This is a genomic window from Actinomycetospora straminea (assembly GCF_028737255.1).
GTDB lineage: Bacteria > Actinomycetota > Actinomycetes > Mycobacteriales > Pseudonocardiaceae > Actinomycetospora > Actinomycetospora straminea.
This window is the reverse complement of the sequence record NZ_JAQZAN010000008.1, coordinates 201,173-220,531: the sequence shown is the minus strand read 5'-3', so window position 1 is coordinate 220,531 and position 19,359 is coordinate 201,173. Positions and strand designations below refer to the sequence as shown.

Here is a 19,359-nt window from a genome sequence, read left to right as displayed (position 1 = left end):
TCCCCGACCCGACCGACGCCGAGGCGGGCTCGCCCCGCTGACGGTCGTCAGGCGGGCGGGACCTCGGAGACGTGGGCCGCGACGATCCGCCAGCCCTCCGCGAGCCGCACCCACGTCTGGGTCTGGCGTCCCTCGGCAACGTGGTCCGGGTAGCCGAACAGCGTGCTCACCACCGCCGTCCGGTCGTCGACGGCGACCACGACCGTGCCGGCGAGCCGTCGACCGGGAGGCACACCGGGGTGGTCGCGGCGCCAGGCGGCGATCTCGTCGGCGCCGTACTGCCGGTCGGCGACCCCGTAGCGCACGCAGCGCGGGTCGGACCAGAAGAGCTCGGTGAGCACGCCGACGTCGGCGTCCCGCAACGCTCGCTCGTAGCGCTCGAACGCCGCCGTCACCGCGGCGACGACGTCCGGGCGGTCGAGGACGGGCCCCCCGGTGCCCTCGGCGGCCGGGGCCGCCGACGCCACCGGGCTCGCCGTCCCCGTCACGCCCGCACCGGTCCGCCGGGGGAGGCCCCAGGTCTCGCCGGGGTGCTCGCCGGGGTGCTCGCCGCCGCCTCGGCCGACCGCGGCGCCGGCACGTCCTCGGCGGCCTTGCCCTCGTCGGCCTTGCCCTCGTCGGCCTTGCCCTCGTCGGCCTTGCCCTCGCCGCCCGCGCCCCCGTCGGCCCTGCCATCGTCGGCCGTCGAGGGCGCTGCGTCGCCCGGGGTCGCGTCCCGGCGCCGCTCGACGAGGCCGAAGGCGACGAGGACGACGGCGGCGAAGGCGTAGCCGAGGGCGATCTGCCCGCCGACGTTCCAGCCGACGGACTCGGCGTGGATGAGCCCGACGAACCCGAGCACGGCGCCGGCGGCGCTGTAGGCCGCAGCGGCGAAGAACTCCTTGTCGATGATGAACGCGGTGATCGAGCCGAGGACGAGACCGGCGAGGATCGCACCGCCGCCGAGCAGCGCCGTGCCGTGGTAGACGAGCCCGGCGCCGGTGAGGGCCTCCTCGCCCACCTGCTCGGCGGAGGTGTTCGCGGCGTCGAGGGCGTTGTCCATCAGCCCCGCCGCCCAGGAGGCGATGTTGGGGATGATCGCGAACACCACGGCCACGGCGTGCCGGGCCGGGACCTCGCGGAAGGCCTGGGCCCCGATGAGCAGTCCGATGTAGAGCAGGATCGGCACGATCGCCGGCAACGGCAGCAGGGCGCCGAGCAGCGAGAACAGGCCGAGGAAGCACATCAGGGCGATCGCCACGCCGGAGGCCAGGGAGTACGTGGTGCGCCCGCCCGCGGCCTTCCAGCCGGGGTGGCCGATGTACACCGCGGGCGGGAAGGGGCAGCCCAGGGCGGAGCCGACGACCGCGCCGGCGCCGTCGGCGAGCAGGACCGAGCGCAGGTTGTACTCGTCCCCGGCCACGGCGGCGGACTCGACGTTGGTCATGCCCTCGGTGAAGTTGTAGATGCCCAGCGGGATCGCGGTCGCGAGCAGCGGGGCGACGTCGGCGAGGCCGTCGCCGAGCCGGGCGAGGTCGAGGGTGGGCAGCGACACGGCGACGTCGCCGGCGGCGGCGACCACGTCGGGCACCGACATGTACCCGCCGATCCAGGCGATCGCGGTGCCGAGCAGCAGGGCCGCCAGCCCGACGGGGATGTTCCCCGGCAGCTTGAGGTCGGTGAAGAAGCCGATCAGGATGATCACCATGACCGGGAGCGCGATCCACAGCGCCTCGAACATCTGCGCGGCCGGCCGCATCGAGATGAAGGCGATGGAGACGCCGGCGAGGGTGCCGAGCATCGCTGCCTGCGGGGTCCAGCGCCGGATGAACGGGCCGACGAAGGCGCCGAGCAGGACGATCAGGCCGATGATGAAGCTCCAGGCGAGGCCGGCGGCCCAGGCCGCGAGCGGGTCGTTCGTCTGGAGGTAGATCGGCAGCATGATGACGAAGACGACGATGAACATGTGCGGGACGGACGGGCCGTAGGGCATCGCGCAGACGTCGGTCCGGCCCTCCTTCCGCGCCAGCCGCCGCGCCAGGTACGTGTAGTAGACGTTGCCGATCAGCAGCTGGACGCCGAGCGCCGGCAGGATCACGCCGAAGACTCCGCGCCCGGGATGTTGACCACCCCGACGCACAGCCCGGACAGCACGAGCACGTTGACGAGCGTGTTGAAGCCCAGGCCGAAGAAGGCGTTGGTGTCGCCGGCGACCCACCACGAGAGCTTCACCGGCTCCCGGGCCGCCGCGGTGGTCTGGCTCATGACGGGGTCCCTTCGAGGGCGGGGTGCAGGACGGCGAGCAGGGCGCGGGACGGCGCGACCCATCCGAAAATCCCGCCCTGGGCGGCGATCATGGCGAGGCCGGCGCGCTGGAACTCGGGGAAGTAGGAGCCGACGCAGTCCGACAGCACGAGGCACTCGTAGCCGCGGTCGTTGGCCTCGCGGACGGTGGTGTGCACGCACACCTCGGTCGTCACGCCGGTGACGATCAGCGAGGTGATGCCGCGGGCGGCCAGCTCCTCACCGAAGCGGGTGCCGTGGAAGGAGCCCTTGCCCGGCTTGTCCACCACCGGCTCGCCGGGCCGCGGGGCGAGCTCGTCGATGATGTCGTGCCCGTACTCGCCGCGGATGAGGATGCGGCCCTTCGGGCCCGGGTCGCCGATGCGCAGGCTGGGCGCGCCGCGGTTCCGCTTGGCCGGCGGGCAGTCCGACAGGTCGGGCTCGTGTCCCTCGCGGGTGTGGATGATCGTCATGCCGACGGCGCGGGCGGTGGCCAGCACCTCCTGCAGCGGCGGGATCACCCCGCGCAGCTGCGCGACGTCGTTGCCGAGCGTCTCGCCGAAGCCGCCGGGCTCGCAGAAGTCGCGCTGCATGTCGATGATCACCAGCGCCGTCGTCGCGGGGTCGAAGGAGAAGGGTCCCGGGTCGGCCTCGACGGTGGTCACGGGGAGCTCCAGGTGGTCGCGTCGACCACGCCGTCGGTGCTGCCGACGGCGCCGAAGACCCCGCCCTGCATGGTCACCATGTGCAGGGCGGCCTCGTGGTTGGACGGGTCGGTCGCGCCGGTGGCGTCGGCGAGGATCAGGCACTCGTAGCCGCGGTCGTTGGCCTCGCGCATGGTCGTGTGCACGCAGACGTCGGTGGTGATGCCGGTGAGCAGCAGGTGCGTGATGCCGTTGCTGCGCAGCACCAGGTCGAGCTGGGTGGCGTAGAACGCGCCCTTTCCCGGCTTGTCGATCAGCACCTCGCCCGCCACCGGGGCGACCTCGGGCACGATCTCCCAGCCCGGCTCGCCGCGGACCAGGATCCGGCCGGTGGGGCCCGCGCTGCCGATCTCGGCGCCGATCTGCCGCGAGCGCCAGCGCTTGTTCGCGGGCAGGTCCGACAGGTCGGGTGCGTGGCCCTCGCGGGTGTGGACGACGAGCATCCCCGTGGCCCGCGCGTGGGCGAGCAGGCGTGCTGTCGGCCCGAGGCCCGCGCGGGTCAGGCCGATGTCGTAGCCCATGCGGTCGACGTAGCCGCCGGGCCCGCAGAAGTCGACCTGCCAGTCGATGCAGACCAGGGCCGTGCGCGCGGCCGGGACCGACCCGTCGTAGGGCCAGGCGTAGGGCCGCGCGGCCGTGACGGGGCCGATGCGGGCCACCGGCTCGGGGGGCGGGGCCGCCGGGACGGGCGCGACGAGCGCTTCGGACGTCACTGCGACCTCCTACGGGGTCGTGGGGGAGGGGACGAGACGGGCGGCCGCGGCGAGCAGCCGGTCCTCGGAGAAGGCGGGGCCGACGAGCGTCACCCCGACCGGGCGTCCGTCGGCGGTCGTGCCGGCCGGCACGGCGACGGCGGCGAGGTCGAGCAGGTTCGTGGACTGCGTCCAGCGCCCGAGCACCAGGTTGCGGGCGACGGGCTCCGCGACCAGCTCGGCGCGGGTGAAGGTCGTGGGCACGGTCGGCAGCAGCGCCACGTCGGCGTCCGCGAAGAGCCGGTCGGCCCACACCCGCAGCTCCTGGAGCCGGTAGCGGGCGCGGAACGCGTCGACGGCGCTGAAGCGGGCACCGCCCTCGATCACCCCGCGCGTGACCGGCAGGACCTCGTCGGCATGGGCGGCGAGGAAGTCGCCGAGGGCGGCGAGGCGCTCGGCGACCCAGGGTCCGCCGTAGAGCAGGTCGCCCGCCTCGCGCAGCGGCGCCAGGGGCAGGTCGACGGTGCCGCCCGCGCGGACGACGGCCGCGGCCATCACCGCCGTCACGGCCTCGGCCATCAGGCCGTCGCCGGCGAAGACCTCGTCGACGTCGAGTCGCGAGGGCACGGCCAGGACGGGCGGGTCGGGGACGGGGACGGGGACGCCCGTGCGCGACCACGGGTCGTCGGGGTCCGGGCCGGCGAGGACGTCGAGGGCGACCGACGCGTCCGCCAGGTCGCGGGTGAAGACGCTGACGCAGTCGAGCGAGCGGCACGCCGGCACGACCCCGCGGGCGCCGACGAGCCCGCGGGTGGGCTTGAGCCCGACGACGCCGTTGAGGGCGGCGGGCACCCGGCCGGACCCGGCGGTGTCGGTGCCGAGGGCCAGCGGCACGACGCCGGCGGCCACCGCGACCGCACTCCCCGAGCTCGACCCGCCGGAGACCAGGTCGCCGCCGTAGACGCTCTCGGGCGCGCCGTAGGGCGAGCGGCCACCGTTCAGCCCGGTCGCGAACTGGTCGAGGTTGGTCTTGCCGACGACGATCGCGCCGGCCGCGCGCAGGCGCCGGACCGCTCCGGCGTCCCGTGCCGGTGTCGACGCGAACGCCGGGCACGCCGCGGTGGTGGGCAGCCCCGCGACGTCGATGTTGTCCTTGACCGCGACCGGCACGCCGTACAACGGGCTCGCCTCCCGCGCAGCCGGTGTCCACCGCTCGAGCTCGCCGGCCCGCGCCCGCAGCTCGTGCGCCGGGGTGACCGTGATCCAGACCGCGTCGTCGCCGCGCACCTGCAGGCGGTCGAGGACGTCGTCGACCACCTGGGAGGGACGCAACGTGCCCGTGGAGTACGCCGATCGGAGGTCCACGACCCCGAGAGCGCCGGTCGCCGTCGCTGTATGCACTCGGTCGATTGTCGACCGTTTCGTGTCGGGGGAGGACGCCAGCGGTTACGGCTGTGTGAAGCGGGCGGTCAGCCGGCGTCCTCCGACGCGAGCTCGGGGGAGAGGTAGTCGCGCGCGCCGTGACGGGCGAGCGCGGCGAGGACGTGGTCGGCGTCGCCGGTGGCCACCGCGTCGGCGAGGAGCCGGTGGCGCCGGGCCCCGTCGGCCGGGGAGCGCTGCTCGGCCTCCCGGCGCATGTTGGTCGCCATGTAGACCTGCAGCTGCAGGACCACGGGCTCGTAGACGCGCAGCAGGTGGCGGTGCCCGGCGAGCCCGACGAACGCGAGGTGGAACGCGCGGTGCGCGGCGGCGCGGTCGACCGCGGCCCGTTCCTCGAGCGCGGGGTCGTCGACGTCGTGGGCCGCCTCCTCGATCCGCGCCGTCGCGGCCTCGAGGTCGCGCAGCGCCGACCGCTCGGGGCGGCGCCCACCGGCGAACGCCGTCTCGACCGCGAAGCGCTCGAGCGCGTCGCGCAGGTCGAACAGCTCCTGGATGTCGCGGGCCGAGAGCTCGACGACGCGGACGCCGCGCCGCGGCAGGTGCTCCACGAGGCCCTGCTGGGCGAGCAGGCGCAGCGCCTCCCGCACCGGCGCCCGGCTGACGCCGAACCGTCGCGTCAGCTGCTCCTCGACCAAGCGCTCGCCGGGGGCCAGCGTGCCGCGCAGGATGTCGGCGCGGATGCGTTCCAGCGCCAGCTCGACCAGGCTCGGCGGCCCGAGCTCGTCGCCTCCGACGAGCGGCACCTGAGCGGTCACGGCGGGCCTCCGGGGTCATCGAGCCGACCGGTCCAGGGTGTCAGACCGGCTCCGGGGGCCCCGGGCGGAACACCGGTGGCTGGCAGAATGCGGGCGTGACCAGCACGACCGACGTCCTGGCGGGCACCACCGCGGACCCTGCCGCCATCGTCACCGACTGCGGGCGGCGCGCCGCCGCCGCGGCGCCGGCCATGGCGGCGGCCCGCGACCACGAGGTCGCCGACGCGCTGCGAGGGATGGCGGCGCTGCTCGCCGAGGCCGCGGACACGGTCCTCGTCGCGAACGCCGCCGACGTCGAGGCCGCCGAGGCCGCGGGCACCACCCCCGCGCTCGTCGACCGCATGCGCCTCGACCGCGACCGGCTCGACGCCATGGCCGAGACGCTGCTCGAGCTCGCCGACGTCCCGGCGCCCGAGACCGACACCGTGCTCGAGGAGCGCCCGGACGGGCTGCGGCTCCTCGAGCGGCGCCGGCCCGTCGGGGTGATCGGCGCGAACTTCGAGGCCCGGCCGAACGTGGTGGTCGACGTCGCCTCGCAGCTCGTGAAGTCCCGCAACGCCGGCGTGCTGCGCACCGGTGGGGCCGCGCTCGCCTCGGCCACGGCGCTCATGGAGGCGGTCGTCTCCCCGGCGCTCGCCGGCGCGGGCCTCGACCCCGACGCCGTCGTGCTCGTCACCGACCCGCGCCGGGAGTGTGCGGTCGAGCTGGTCCGCCACCCCGGGCTCATCCCGCTGGTGATCCTGCGCGGGTCGGGCGACACCACCCGCTCCCTGGGCCTCGAGGCCGCGCAGCACGGCGTGCGCACCCTCGCCCACGCCGACGGCGGCGGGGTGCTCTACGTCGACCGCGCGGCGACCACCGAGCTCGCCCACCACCTCGTCACCTCGTCGATCGACCGGCTCGGCGTCTGCAACCGGCTCAACCTGCTGCTCGTCGAGCGCCACCGCTGGGACGAGGCGGTCCCCGGGCTCGTCGCGCTCCTCGAGCAGCACGGCCTGCGCGCCTCGCTGCCGCCGCACGACCACCCGCTCGGCCACGAGTGGGCGCTCGACGACGGGCACGAGGCCACGGTGACGATCGCGCCGGCCGACGGGCCCGCCGACGCCGCCGCGATCGCCAACCGCGAGACCTCGGGGCTCGCGGCGACCATCGTCACCGCCGACGAGGCCGCCGCCCGCACGTTCCTCGACGCCTACGCCGGCACCGGCGCGTTCTGGAACGCCACGACGCGCCTGCTCGACGGCGTCAAGCTGCGCCGGGTGCCCGAGACCGGCATCAACGTCGACCACGTCCCGGGCCCGCGCGGGCCGGTGGTGTTCACCGACCTGTGCCTGCGCCAGTTCGTGGTGGTGCCGGCGTCGACGGCGATCGGGCACCCCGAGGAGTAGTCAGCTGTTGACCGTCACGACGCCGGTCGTGGTGTTGAGCCGCAGGTAGCCGCGCTCGAAGTCCTGGCGCTGCCCGCCGGTGACCGCGCGCTGGTCGCCCCTGGGGTAGCCGAGGCTCGAGCGCTCATAGCCCAGCTGGGCCCACTTCGTGAGGATCGGGCCGCGCACCGGCCACGCCCCGGTCTGCGGCGTCCAGTAGATGACCCCGGACTGGAACTGGTTGTAGCGGCCGCGCCCGTCCGGGGTGGCGCGCTCGTCGGTGCGGGGCAGGGCCAGCACGGAGCCGGCGGCGCCGAGGGCGTCGTAGCGGGCGTTGATGGTGCCCTGGACCGCCCAGGCACCGGTCGCGCTCGACCAGTAGACCGCGCCGTTGCTGCCGGAGAAGCGGGTGACGCGGGCGGAGCGGGCGGTCGGGCTCTCGACCACCGACGGCTCGGCCAGCACGCCGCGCAGTGCCAGCCACTTCTGCCGGATCGGGTAGGTCGACAGGTCGCCGACGAGGGTCGTGGTGCGCGAGCGGATGGTGGGCATCGAGCGCACGCCGGTGTTGCCCGGGCACTCGGTGGCGCCGACGTCGCGGTGGGCGAACACCGCCGGCAGGCTCACCGCCCGGCCCGCCGGGTAGCGCGAGGTGCCGCCGCCGGTGCTGGTCAGGGTCACCGACGCGTTGGGGGCGCGGTAGAGCCCGCCCAGCTTGTACGCCGCGAGCTGCGCCGTCGCCTCCAGCGTCGCGGCCGACGGGGCGATCGCGGTGTAGTCGCCCATCATCGCGATGCCGAACGTCTCGCGGTTGAAGCCGCCCGCGTGGGCCGCGATCACCGACCGGGCGAGCCCGCCGGCGCGGCCCTCGAACACGGTGCCGAACTTGTCGACGAGCACGTGGTAGCCGATGTCGCCCCAGCCCTGGGTGCGGGCGTGGTAGGCGTAGATGCCGCGCACGATCGCCGCCGAGTCGGCGGCGGTGTAGGAGTTGGTGCCCGCGGTGTGGTGGACGGTCACCGCGCGCACCGTCGGCGTGTACTCCGGCGTCCACGTCATGAGACGCTCGTCGGCGCCCCACTGTGCGCGGGTGACGAGCGCGGGGCTGCTCGGGCTGCCGGTGGCGCCGCCCGGGGTGGTCGCTGCCGCGGCGATGCGGGCGTCGTTGGTGCTGGTCCCGGGGTCGATCGAGGTCAGGGCCACGCGCGAGGTCTCGGAGCGGCCGTCCGTGCTCGCCCGGACCTGCACCTCGCGGCTGTCGGCGACCCACACCGGCTCCGTACCGGTCGGCGGGCCCCGGCGGCCGTCGCGCTCGGTGTCGACCGGGTCCACGCGGGTCCACGGCCCGAACAGGCCGCTCGCGAGGCGGCTGCGCAGCTCGACCAGCTGCGGCGGGGCACCGGTCCAGGTGACGGCGACCAGCTTGAGCGGGTCGGGGCTCGTGGCCTGCGCGGCGCCGCCGGCGTCGGGGGAGGGCGCGGGCGCGGTGAGCCGCTCCTGCTCGACGTCGGGTGACGGCGCCTGCGCCGCGGGGAGCGCCGCCGGCGGCACGTCCTCGGGCTCGCCCGACGGCGCCGCGAGCGACGGCAGCGTCTCCGGCGCGACCGCGGCCGCCATGGGTGCGGTGGGCGCGGTGGCTGCCGTGGCCGCGGCGGGCACGCCCGTCGTCACCAGGACCGCGATCACCGCCGCCCCCAGCACCCGGCCCACCCCTCGGCCGGCCCCCCGTCCTGCGGTCCGTGTCCTGCGGCCCAACACCCACCCCCCGGTCGGTCGTCCACGATGCAACGCGTGGCGGCCACCGGGGATACGACACGCCGGGAACGATCAGCCCTCGGACTCGGAGGACTCCGCGATCTCCTGGATCTTCCGCAGCGTCCCGCGCATGTTGGCGCGGTTGGTGCGCCCGCGCGCCCGGCCGAGGACGGCCCAGTAGATCCGTGTCCCGAGGCTCGGGGTGAGCCGGAAGGACTCGGTGACGTCGGTGCCGTCGCCCGCCGGCGTGAAGCGGTAGTGCCAGGTGTTGATCGGCCGCCCGCCGACCAGCACCTCGAACCCGAACTCGCGGCCCGGCTCGCAGGCGGTGATGCGGCAGGTCGACCAGTAGGTGGGCCCCCGCCCGTTGCGCCGCACGTGGCCGCGGAAGCGCGTGCCGACCGCCGGTCCGGTGGCGCCGTCGAGCCACTCGGCCTCCAAGGTCTCCTCGCTGTAGCGGTGGGTCTGGGTGACGTCGGCGACGAGCGCCCACACGGTCTCGGGCGCGGCCCGGACGTGCTCGGTCACGGCGTCCTGCATCGTCGGCTCCCCGGTGGTCAGCGCCCGAGCACGACGCCGCGGTCGCGCACGAGGTCCCAGACGTCGTAGGGGAGGTCCGCCCAGGCGAAGACGTCGTCGACGGTCGCGAACCGCCCGGCGGCGCTCCGGCACGCCACGATCCGCTCGGCGTGGGCGGGCGCGATCCCGCAGGTCCGCGCGATGACGGGACCCGGCGCGGTGTTGAGGTCGACGAGCCCGCCGTCGTCGTAGGTGCGCGGCAGGTCGGGGCGCCCGATCCGCAGGTCCCGGGCGAGCAGCGGGTCCTCGACGGCGAGGCGGCGGGCCTCGTCGCGGCGTGTCCGGGCCGCCAGCGCCGCCGCGACCGCCGGGTCCGCGGGCGGGCGGTCCCAGCTGGTGGGCTTCACCCGGGGCCCGAACACCTGGGGCCGGATGACGACGAGCGCCACCAGACCCCCGACGAAGGCCGTCCAGATGCCCGCGGTCGCGAGCCCGCCGGCGACGCCGACGAGTCGGCCCTCGGGGTCGCGGCCGGCCACGCCGGCGACGACGAACGTCGCGACGAGGAGCACCAGCGCCGCGACCGCGGCCGCGACGTGGGCCCGACGCCGGGTGCGGACCGCGGCGTGGGCGAGGGGCACCGGCAGCAGCAGGCCGGCGCTCAGCACGTGCACGAGGAACCACCAGCCGCCCCGGGTGAACGCGTTCCCGCGCCGCTCCTGCGTCGGCGGCATCAGCCGGGCAGCCGGTCGCGCAGCACGCGCTTGAGGAGCTTGCCCGACTGGTTGCGGGGCAGCTCGTCGACGAAGTGGACGTGCTTGGGCGTCTTGTAGCCCGCGAGGCGCCCGCGGACGTGCGCGACGAGCTCGTCGGCGGAGACCTCGGACTTCCGCACCACGAACGCCGTCACGGCCTCGATCCACCGCTCGTCGGGGCTGCCGATCACGGCGACCTCGGCGACCGCCCCGTGGGTGTAGAGCGCGTCCTCCACCTCGCGGGACGCGACGAGCACCCCGCCGGTGTTGATCACGTCCTTGATCCGGTCGACGACGGTGATGTAGCCCTGCTCGTCGATGCGCACGAGGTCGCCGGAGTGGAACCAGCCGTCGCGGAAGGCCTCGGCGGTCTCGTCGGGCTTGTCCCAGTAGCCCTCGCAGAGCTGCGGCGAGCGGTAGACGACCTCGCCCGTGCCGCCGGGCTCGACGTCGTGGCCGTCGTCGTCGATCACCCGCAGCTCGACGAACAGGACCGGGCGCCCGCACGACTCGGGACGCTCGTCGTGCTCCTCGGGCTGCAGCACCGTGGCCAGCGGGCCGATCTCGGACTGGCCGAAGCAGTTGTAGACGCCGAGGGCGGGCAGCGCCTCGCGGAGCCGGGTCAGGATCGGCACCGGCATGATCGACGCGCCGTAGAACGCCTTGCGCAGGCTCGTCAGGTCGCGGGTGCCGAAGTCGGCGTGGTTGACCAGCGGCACCCACACCGTCGGCGCCAGGAAGATCGCCCCGATGCCGTCGGCCTCGATCCGCCGGAGGATCTCCGGGATGTCCGGGGCCTCCATCAGGGAGTTCGTGGCACCGACCATGAGGTAGGGCATGAGGAAGAGCTGCATGCCCGCCGAGTGGTACAGAGGCATGGCGTGCAGCGGCCGGTCGTCCTGCGACATCGCCAGCGCGTGGACGCCCGAGACGTACTCGTGCACCAGACCGCGGTGGGTCATCATCGCGCCCTTGGGCCGCGAGGTCGTGCCCGACGTGTAGAGCAGCTGCACGAGGTCGGTGTCGGCGACCGTCGTGAGCAGCTCGGGCACCTCGCCGCGGCTGGCCCACTCGAGCAGCGAGCCGGGTGCGTCGCGCAGCGGGACGACCTGCTGGGGCTGGGTGGGCAGCGCGTCCACGGGGCCGGCGAGCGCCGGGTCGATGAGCAGCAACTTGCTGCCCGACTGCTCGACGAGGTAGCCCAGCTCCTCGCCGGTCAGCGCGTAGTTGATCGGCACGTGCACGCCCCCGAGGCGTGCGCAGCCCAGGAACGCCAGCAGGTAGGCGTCGGAGTTCCTGCCGTAGGTGGCGACGCGATCGCCCGCGCCGATCCCGAGCTCACCGAGGAACCCGGCGGCCCGGGTCACGGCGTCGTCGAGCTCGCGGTAGGTCCAGGTGCGATCGGCGAAGTGCAGGGCGACACGGTCGGGGGTGCGGCGCGCGCTGCGGGCCAGCACCCCGTCGACCGTGCTCGAGCGGGTGTCCACGGGTGTGTGCTCTCCTCGACGTGGCCGGTCGGTGGGTGGACCGTCAGGCGTGGGCGTCGCCGACGGCGACCTCGCCGCCGGCGCTCACGTCGGCGTACACCCCGGCGCAGGCCCACTTCCCGCCGACCACCGGGTGCGAGATGTCGATGCGGTTGTTCTTGGCGACCGTGCGCAGGGTGTTGCGGTCCTCGGGCAGGTCCTGCTGGGCCATCGTCGTCATCACGCAGCGCATGGTCTGGAAGCTGAACGCGAGCCGGACGTCGTCGCCGAGGGTCATCTCGCGGCCCGGCCAGTCGTTCTCGACGAACCCCGGCTCGGTGCCGCTGAGCACGATGTTGGGGCGGTAGCGGCGGGCGTCGAAGTCGCTGTCGGGCGCGAGCTCGCGCAGGCGCGCGAGCGTCGACTCGGTGATGACGTGCATCGCGCAGAGGTCGTAGAAGCGCCCGGGCGGGGCGAAGCCGGCGACGTCGAAGTGGCTGATCGCCTCGCCGGTGTCCTCCTGGCGCTTCGTGGTGGCCTCGATGATGTGCTCGGGGCCCAGCTCGGCGCGCTCGACGCCCTCGATGTCGACCCAGAGCTCCTCGAACGCCACGCCGTCCGGCGGGGTCGTGATCAGCTTGACCTCGCGGCCGAGGACGTCGGAGAGCGCCTGGTCGATGTCGGGGTCGTCGCTGCGGCGCGTCGAGCCGTCCGGGAACGTGATGACCACGGGCGGGGCAGCCTCGCCAGGCACCGGCTCGCCGGCGTACGCGGCGGAGAACGCGAGCAGCGTCGCCCAGCGCTTGGGGACCTTGGCGCTGGCGACGATGCCGGTCTCGACGTCGAGCACGGCGTACGCGCGGTCGCCGATCACGCCCCGCTCGTCGATCACGGCACGGCTGAGGGTCTCCCCGAGCATCGACTTCACGGGGTAGCGGTAGAGCGCGGCGATCGTCACACCGGAGGGCATACCACCCGCGGCGTCCCGGCGGGAACCGACCGCCCGGTCAGGACTCCCCGCCCCCGGACTCCGGGTGCGCCCCGCGCTCCCGCTGCTCCCGGCGCCGCCGGTACTCCTCACGGGAGACGAGCAGCGAGATCGTGCCGGGGACGACCATGAGCGTCACCGCGACGAGCGCGGCCGCCCACGGCCCGGGCAGCACCACGACGAGCACGACGACCACCACGGCGACCTGCACGAGCAGGTTGACCGCCCGGTCGGACACGTGGGCCCGCCAGGCCGCCTGCGGGCGCAACCGCAGGCTCCGCGCCGGGTCCTCGTCGGCGAGGCGCGCCTCGAGGTCGAGCAGAGCGCGTCTCTCGCGCTCGGAGAGCGGGCGCGGCTCGTGGGACGGCTCCGGCAGGCCGGGCATCGTCATGCTCGGGTCCTCTCGTCGACGGGAGGGCTCGGCGGCGTCGGGCGGCGAACCCGACATTTCGCCCACGAGTGTCGAGGGCGGGGCTGAAGATCGCCTGAGAGCAGCACGAGAACCCGACGAGGACCGGGTGAGTCGCCGGTCGGTCAGCCGCGGCGGGTGCGGGCGTGCCCGGCCACGGCGAGGGCGGTCACGAGCAGCACGCCCCCGGTCACGACCAGCGTGTACGAGGCGAGCCACACGTGCTTGGCGAGCTCGCAGTAGCCGTCACCGAGGACCGCGACGACCACGACGCCGAGCGCGGTGAGCCCGAGGAGCGCCGCGACACGCGCCGGCCCCACGACGTCCCGACGTCCGAGCACCGCACCGAGCCGTCGCGCCGGGAGCAGCGTCACGGCGCCGGCCAGGAGGGCCAGCGCGACCACGGCGGGCGGCACCCACCGCCCCGGCAGCCCGTCGAGGTAGACGAACATCGGGCCCATCGTCTGCGCACCCTCGGGGAAGGACGGGCGGGGGATCGAGCCGCTGACCGTCCGGGCGCCGGCCGTCTCGGTGGCGAGGTAGGGAACCTGCGGGCGCAGGGTCGCCACCAGCCCGCGGTGCACCATCCGGGCGAGCACGCGGGGGTGCTCGGCGACGAACCGCAGCGAGGCGGCCCGCAGCTCCCGGGGCCGGGCGCCGACGGTCGCGTCCCAGTCCCGCACGCTGCGGCCGCCGTCGAGGTAGAAGTGCTGTCCGGCCTGCCCGAAGGCCTCGGGGCGCAGTCCGAGCGGCCCGGTCGCCGACGGCCCCGCCTCCGGGAGCACGGCGGTGAACGCGAGGTTGTGGGCGTTGACCTTGTCGTACGCCTCGTCCTGCGCGCGCAGCGACGACACCAACGGCGCGGCGGCGAGGGCGACCACGGCCACCGCGGCGACGACACCCGGCACGCGCCGCCACCACCGCGTCGTGCCGACCGTGACCAGCAGGCAGGCCACGACGGCGGCGAGGCCGACCGCGACGAAGCCCGGCTTGCCGGTCGCCGCGACGAGGCCGCCGACGGCGACGAGGCCCAGCGCGGCCAGCCGGGCGGCACGGTGCGCGGGACGCGTGACCGCCAGCGCCAGCAGGCCCCAGGCCAGCCAGGCGGCCCCGAGCAGGCCGGCGGGCTCGCTGAACGAGGACACGAGGAACCGCGACCACCACGGGACCACGAGCAGGGGGAGCAGCGGCGGCACGACGACGGCGAGCACGGCCGGCACCGCGCGCGCCGCCCGCCGTCCCGCCGTGGCCGCGAGGGTCGCCACGCCCGCCCCGAGGGCGAACAGGGCGACGTAGACGGCGGCGAGCCACTCGAACGAGAAGCGGGTGGAGCCGTCCGGGGCGGGCGGGGAGGCGTCCAGGGCCGTGCCCACGGCGACGGTGGCCCGGAGGAGGAGGCCGGCGGAGGTCGTCGGGGACTCGCGGAAGCAGCCGGGGCCGCCCGTGCGGTACTCGGTGACGGCGACGCCGTGGCCGGGCGCCGCGCGGTCGTCGGTGTCGGGCACGAGGTCGGCGACGCAGTAGAGCCGGATCGCGTCGCCGTTGTCCGCGGCCCCGATCGCCTCGCCGGCGACGAGGCCGAGCCGGGCGACGAGCCCGACGCCGACGAGTCCGGCCACCAGGACCGCGAGCGACAGCCGCAGGAGCAGGCCGCGCCGCCGGTGCGTCGGCGCGGGATCCGCGGCGCCCGCGGGATCGGTGGGCGTCCACGGCGGCAGTGTCGTCCCGGCCGTCATCGTCCCCCCGTCGCGGCGCGGGCCCCGCGGTCGCGGGAGGCCCCGTGTCCTGTGGAGAGGGTGCCAGACGACCGGCGCTCAGCCCGTGGTGGCCAGCACGAACGGCAGCACGGCCGGCGCGCCGGCCCGGCGCAGCAGGGCGGCCGCCACGGTGATCGTCCAGCCCGAGTCGGCGACGTCGTCGACGAGCAGGACCGGCCCGGCGCTCGGGTCCATGCCGGCCGGGACCGAGAGCCGCGACCACACCTCGGCGAGGCGCTGCGCGGAGTTCGGGGGCTCGGGCTCCGCGTCGTCCTCCGGATCGGTGTAGATCGGCGGGGCGGTGTCGGCGAGCGCCCCGAGCAGCGGCAGGCGCCCGATGCTCGCGATGCGCTGGGCGAAGCTCTCGACGAGCACCGGGCGGCGCCGGCTGGGCAGCCAGACCACGCCGGCCGGGCGCTGCGCCCAGTCCCAGCCCTTGAGCACCTCGACCGCGGCGTCGACGGCGGCGTCGGGCACGAGGTCGTCGGCGCGCAGCAGCGGGCGCAGGCGCGGGCCCCACCCGACGTCGGTGAGCCGGCCCAGCGCGCGGCCCTCCTCGACCGCCTCCTCGGGCTTGATCTTGCCCTTGAGCGGGACGTCGAGGGCGTCCATGCCGCTTGGCCACTGCTTGCGCGGCGCGAGCGGCACGCCCGGCCGGTCGAGCGTCGTCTGCGCCTGGACGCGCACGTCCTCGCCGATGGTCGGGTCGTACCGCTGCCCCGTGCAGTTGTCGCAGCGTCCGCACGGCGCGGCGCCGGGGTCGTCGAGCTGGCGGCGCAGGAACTCCATGCGGCAGCCGTCGGTGGCGATGTAGTCGAGCATCGCCTGCTGCTCGGCCCGGCGGGCCTTGGCGAGGCCGAGGTAGCGCCGCCCGTCGTACTCCCAGGCCTGTCCGGTGGCCTCCCAGCCGCCCTTGACCCGGCGGACGGCGCCGTCGGTGTCGAGCACCTTGAGCATCATCTCGAGCCGTCCGCGGCTGAGCTCCACCCGCGGCTCGAGGGCCGCGGTGGACATCGGGCGGCCCGCGTCGCCGAGCACCGACAGGGCCACCCGGACCTGCGGCTCGGCGGGGAAGGCCAGCGAGGCGAAGTACGCCCAGATGTCGCGGTCCTCCGGGCCGGGCAGCAGCAGCACCTCGGCGCGCTCGACGCCGCGGCCCGCGCGCCCGATCTGCTGGTAGTAGGCCACCGGCGACTGCGGCGCCCCGAGGTGGACCACGAAGCCGAGGTCCGGCTTGTCGAAGCCCATGCCCAGCGCGCTCGTCGCCACCAGCGCCTTGACGCGGTTGGCCAGCAGGTCGTCCTCGGCGCGCTCGCGCTCGGCCGGGTCGGTCTTGCCCGTGTAGGCGGCGACGGCGTGGCCCCGCTCGCGCAGGAAGGCCGCGAGCTCGTCGGCCGCCGACACCGTGAGCGTGTAGACGATGCCCGAGCCCGGCAGGTCGTCGAGGTGCTGGGCGAGCCAGGCGAAGCGGTCGGCGCCTTTGTCGAGCGGCAGGACGCCGAGGCGCAGGGACTCCCGGTCGAGCTCGCCGCGCAGGACCAGCGCGTGGTCGTGGCTGCTCGAGACCCCCAGCTGGTCGGCGACATCGGTGGTCACCCGGTCGTTCGCCGTCGCCGTGGTGGCCAGCACCGGGACGCCGTCGGGGAGCTCGGCGATGAGCGTGCGCAGCCGGCGGTAGTCGGGCCGGAAGTCGTGCCCCCAGTCGGAGATGCAGTGCGCCTCGTCGACCACGAGCAGGCCCGCGGTCCGGCTGAGCTCGGGGAGCACCTGGTCGCGGAACTCGGGGTTGTTCAGCCGCTCCGGGCTCACGAGCAGCACGTCGACCGCGCCCGCCTGCACCTGGGCGTAGACGTCCTGCCAGTCGTCGGTGTTGGCGGAGTTGACCGTCACCGCGTGGATGCCGGCCCGACCGGCCGCGTCGATCTGGTTGCGCATCAGCGCGAGCAGCGGGCTCACGATGACCGTCGGCCCGCCGCCGCGGGCACGGATGAGCGCCGTGGCGACGAAGTACACCGCGCTCTTGCCCCACCCCGTGCGCTGCACCACCAGCGCCCGGCGCCCCTCGGCGACCAGCGCGTGGATCGCCGCCCACTGGTCCTCGCGCAGCGCAGCGTCGGGACCGGCCAGACGCTGCAGCGTGGCCTCGGCGTCGGCGCGCAGGTCGGTGTCGGTGGGTGCCGTCATGCTCCCCATGGTGGCCGACGGGTCCGACAGCGCGGGGGTGGTCCCGGCGGACCTCTCGGAGTTAGGGTCGCCTAAGTCCACCGAGGAGGGCCGGATGCCCGAGATCACCGACGAGGCCGCGCTGCGCGCCGTCGTGTCCGAGCCGCCGCGGGTGATCGCGGAGAAGGCGATCGACCACGTCGACGAACAGTCGCGCCGGTTCCTCGAGGCCTCGCCGTTCTTCCTGCTCGCCACGACGGGCGCCGACGGCGGCGTCGACGTCTCGCCGCGCGGCGACCCGGCCGGGCAGGTGCTCGTGCTCGACGAGGGCCGCGCGGTCGCGTTCGCCGACCGTCCGGGCAACCACCGGCTCGACTCGTTCCGCAACATCCTCGCCCACCCGCAGGTCGGGCTGCTGTTCCTCGTGCCCGGGCGCGACCACACGCTGCGCATCAACGGGCGGGCGCGGATCCTGCAGCACCCGCCGTTCGCGGCCGACCTCACCGTGACGGGCAGGACGCCCGAGCTGGCCGTGGTCGTCGAGATCGACGAGCTCTTCCTGCACTGCGCGAAGGCGTTCCTGCGCTCCGCGCTCTGGGACCCCGCCACGTGGCCGTCGGGCAAGGACGTCCCCTCGGCCGGGACGATCGCCAAGAGCCAGTCGGGGACGCACGTGCCGGCGGCGGCGATCGACGCGGCCCTGGCCCTCGACGGGCGGACCAACCGCTACTAGGAGCGGCTGGTGGTGGCCACCGGGATCGCCTCGGTGGGGCTCGCGGCGAGGCGGGCCGCGTCCTGCTCGGCCGCGAACAGGGCGTCCCCGTCCTCGCCGGCGCCGGCGTAGCGCACGTCGAGGTCCCCGTCGACGCCGCGGCGCCGCAGGGCCAGCGCGCTGGTGGCCGCCCCGAGCAGCAGGAGCGCGCCGAGGTTCTCGCCCAGCTCCTCGAGGTGGTAGGCGAGCACCTCCGCCACCCGCCCGCCGGTGCCCTGGGCGAGGACCACCCCTTGGACGCCCTCGAGGCCGAGGGCGAAGAGGAACAGCACGCCCAGCCCGGTGACGAGGAGCCGACGGGGGCGTCCCCGCAGCCGCAGCGCGAGCAGGCCGACGGCCACGGCGACGAGCAGGGCGACGGCGGCGCCGGGCACGACCCAGTAGAAGGAGAAGCTCCCGCCGGGGTCGCCCGCGGCGGCGCCCTCGGGGCGCACGAGGTCGCCCACCCGCTCGTGGATCGAGGTCATGTCGTCCAGCGACATGCCCGCGAGGATCGCGGCGGTGACGAGCCACCCGGCCGCCCCGCGCGCGCCCGCCGCCCGGCCGACCAGCCCCGCGACGAGGTGTCCCGCGGCGGCGGAGACGAGGAGGCCGACGCTCCACCAGGTCGGCACGTTGCCCTCGCGGTCGACGTCGAGGTAGCCGACCCACGGCGCGAGCTGCGGGCCCGGCGTCGGCACCGCGAGGGTCAGCAGCAGGCTGAGTCCGGCCAGGCCCAGCGTGACGACGACGAGCAGGACCCAGGTCCGGCGGCGGCGCGGGACGGCGGGGAGGTCGCGGGGGGCCGTGGTCGGGAGGTCGGAGGTCAGGCGGACCTCGGTGTCGCGGCGGGTCGCGTGCAGCGCGGTCACCACCACGACGAGGAGCCCCGCGGCCCCGAGCCCCTGCAGGCCCTCCGCGGCGGCGGCGAGGACCCGGCCGGCGTCGCCGAGCGCCCGGGCGACGAGCTCGCCGCCGAGGGCGCCGACGCCGAAGGTCACCAGCGCGCCCACCAGCCGCCGGCCGTCGCGCAGCCGCCGCGCGAGCAGGGCGTACGGCGTGGCGAGCAGGAGGCCGGCGACGGCGGCCGGGAGCAGCCAGTCGCTGGTCAGGGCGTTCGTGCCCACGACCTGGCGGGCGAGGCCGTCGAGGCGCGTGTGCAGACCGGTCGCGACGCACAGCGACGCCACCGCGCTCGCCCCGGCGGCCGCGAGCCAGCACCGGGTGCCCCACCGGCCGCGCGCGGCGGCGACCAGGGCGTTCGCCAGGCCGGCGAGGGTGGTCGCGAGCAGCACGGTGGCGGCGAACCAGGTCGGCAGGTTGTAGGGCGCGAGCACGTCGACGGAGGCCCAGAGCGCCGGGGGGCCCGGGCGGACGAGGGCGACGACGACCGACAGCAGCGTCAGCGTCGTGACCATGGTGACGAGCGCCACCAGGAGCCGCTTCACGTTCACCTCACGTTCAACGAGGTGGCGGGTCGCGGGGTTCTGCGCCACCGGGGTGTCACCGCGTGTTCGCCCGACACGGGCAACGCCGTGACCCCGCGTCGACCACATCGCCGGGACAACCGAGGGCT

At 75.5% G+C, this 19,359-nt stretch carries 18 protein-coding genes; 2 read left to right on the top strand and 16 right to left on the bottom strand.

What is annotated here, in order from left to right:
- Positions 1-47: 47 nt before the first annotated feature.
- The 7 genes from PH190_RS13825 to PH190_RS13795 form a co-directional block, all read right to left on the bottom strand.
- Entirely contained in the window at positions 48-488 is a 441-nt protein-coding gene (locus PH190_RS13825) for an AtzH-like domain-containing protein (protein ID WP_274232093.1), read from the bottom strand.
- On the bottom strand, positions 485-2,077 hold the full coding sequence (locus PH190_RS13820) for a regulator (RefSeq protein ID WP_274232092.1): 1,593 nt from the start codon (positions 2,075-2,077) through the stop codon (positions 485-487). Before PH190_RS13820 ends, PH190_RS13825 begins: the two co-directional genes overlap by 4 nt.
- Positions 2,074-2,244, bottom strand: coding sequence for a hypothetical protein (locus PH190_RS13815; RefSeq protein WP_274232091.1), 171 nt, complete (start codon positions 2,242-2,244; stop codon positions 2,074-2,076). Before PH190_RS13815 ends, PH190_RS13820 begins: the two co-directional genes overlap by 4 nt.
- Complete coding sequence (locus PH190_RS13810) at positions 2,241-2,927, bottom strand: cysteine hydrolase family protein (RefSeq protein WP_274232090.1); 687 nt, start codon at positions 2,925-2,927, stop codon at positions 2,241-2,243. The genes PH190_RS13815 and PH190_RS13810 overlap by 4 nt, the downstream gene beginning before the upstream one ends.
- Positions 2,924-3,616 (bottom strand): biuret amidohydrolase, encoded by a 693-nt coding sequence (gene biuH, locus PH190_RS13805; protein ID WP_420791653.1) that lies wholly within the window; start codon positions 3,614-3,616, stop codon positions 2,924-2,926. Before biuH ends, PH190_RS13810 begins: the two co-directional genes overlap by 4 nt.
- Positions 3,617-3,688: 72 nt before the next feature.
- On the bottom strand, positions 3,689-5,023 hold the full coding sequence (gene atzF / locus PH190_RS13800) for an allophanate hydrolase (RefSeq protein WP_274232089.1): 1,335 nt from the start codon (positions 5,021-5,023) through the stop codon (positions 3,689-3,691).
- Between the two features lie 104 nt (positions 5,024-5,127).
- Positions 5,128-5,853, bottom strand: coding sequence for a GntR family transcriptional regulator (locus PH190_RS13795; protein WP_274232088.1), 726 nt, complete (start codon positions 5,851-5,853; stop codon positions 5,128-5,130).
- Between the two features lie 95 nt (positions 5,854-5,948).
- Here PH190_RS13795 and PH190_RS13790 point away from each other — a divergent pair, with 95 nt between their 5' ends.
- Positions 5,949-7,241: an aldehyde dehydrogenase family protein gene (locus PH190_RS13790; protein ID WP_420791649.1), complete on the top strand. Its 1,293-nt coding sequence runs from the start codon at positions 5,949-5,951 to the stop codon at positions 7,239-7,241.
- On the opposite strand, the gene PH190_RS13785 is transcribed toward PH190_RS13790, so the two are convergent.
- The 8 genes from PH190_RS13785 to PH190_RS13750 all read right to left on the bottom strand — a co-directional run bounded on the left by PH190_RS13785 (position 7,242) and on the right by PH190_RS13750 (position 17,062).
- Positions 7,242-8,921 (bottom strand): N-acetylmuramoyl-L-alanine amidase, encoded by a 1,680-nt coding sequence (locus PH190_RS13785; RefSeq protein ID WP_274232087.1) that lies wholly within the window; start codon positions 8,919-8,921, stop codon positions 7,242-7,244. It lies immediately after the preceding gene.
- A gap of 126 nt (positions 8,922-9,047) precedes the next feature.
- Positions 9,048-9,515, bottom strand: coding sequence for an SRPBCC family protein (locus PH190_RS13780; protein WP_274232086.1), 468 nt, complete (start codon positions 9,513-9,515; stop codon positions 9,048-9,050).
- Positions 9,516-9,532: 17 nt separating this feature from the next.
- Positions 9,533-10,228, bottom strand: a complete 696-nt coding sequence (locus PH190_RS13775; RefSeq protein WP_274232085.1) for a helix-hairpin-helix domain-containing protein — start codon at positions 10,226-10,228, stop codon at positions 9,533-9,535.
- On the bottom strand, positions 10,228-11,736 hold the full coding sequence (locus tag PH190_RS13770; protein ID WP_274232084.1) for an acyl-CoA synthetase: 1,509 nt from the start codon (positions 11,734-11,736) through the stop codon (positions 10,228-10,230). Before PH190_RS13770 ends, PH190_RS13775 begins: the two co-directional genes overlap by 1 nt.
- A 43-nt stretch (positions 11,737-11,779) precedes the next feature.
- Positions 11,780-12,673, bottom strand: a complete 894-nt coding sequence (locus PH190_RS13765) for an MOSC domain-containing protein (protein ID WP_274232083.1) — start codon at positions 12,671-12,673, stop codon at positions 11,780-11,782.
- 49 nt (positions 12,674-12,722) lie between these two features.
- Entirely contained in the window at positions 12,723-13,094 is a 372-nt protein-coding gene (locus tag PH190_RS13760) for a DUF3040 domain-containing protein (RefSeq protein ID WP_274232082.1), read from the bottom strand.
- Positions 13,095-13,237: 143 nt separating this feature from the next.
- Positions 13,238-14,848, bottom strand: coding sequence for a glycan biosynthesis hexose transferase WsfD (gene wsfD, locus PH190_RS13755; RefSeq protein WP_274232081.1), 1,611 nt, complete (start codon positions 14,846-14,848; stop codon positions 13,238-13,240).
- 78 nt (positions 14,849-14,926) lie between these two features.
- A complete protein-coding gene (locus tag PH190_RS13750; protein WP_425550259.1) occupies positions 14,927-17,062 on the bottom strand; it encodes a RecQ family ATP-dependent DNA helicase in 2,136 nt (711 codons plus the stop codon).
- 85 nt (positions 17,063-17,147) lie between these two features.
- On the opposite strand from PH190_RS13750, the gene PH190_RS13745 reads away from it, so the two are divergent.
- Entirely contained in the window at positions 17,148-17,765 is a 618-nt protein-coding gene (locus tag PH190_RS13745) for an MSMEG_1061 family FMN-dependent PPOX-type flavoprotein (RefSeq protein WP_274232079.1), read from the top strand.
- Here PH190_RS13745 and PH190_RS13740 read toward each other — a convergent pair.
- Entirely contained in the window at positions 17,762-19,231 is a 1,470-nt protein-coding gene (locus PH190_RS13740) for a hypothetical protein (RefSeq protein WP_274232078.1), read from the bottom strand. The two genes, PH190_RS13745 and PH190_RS13740, sit on opposite strands and share 4 nt — an antisense overlap.
- Between the last annotated feature and the right edge of the window lie 128 nt (positions 19,232-19,359).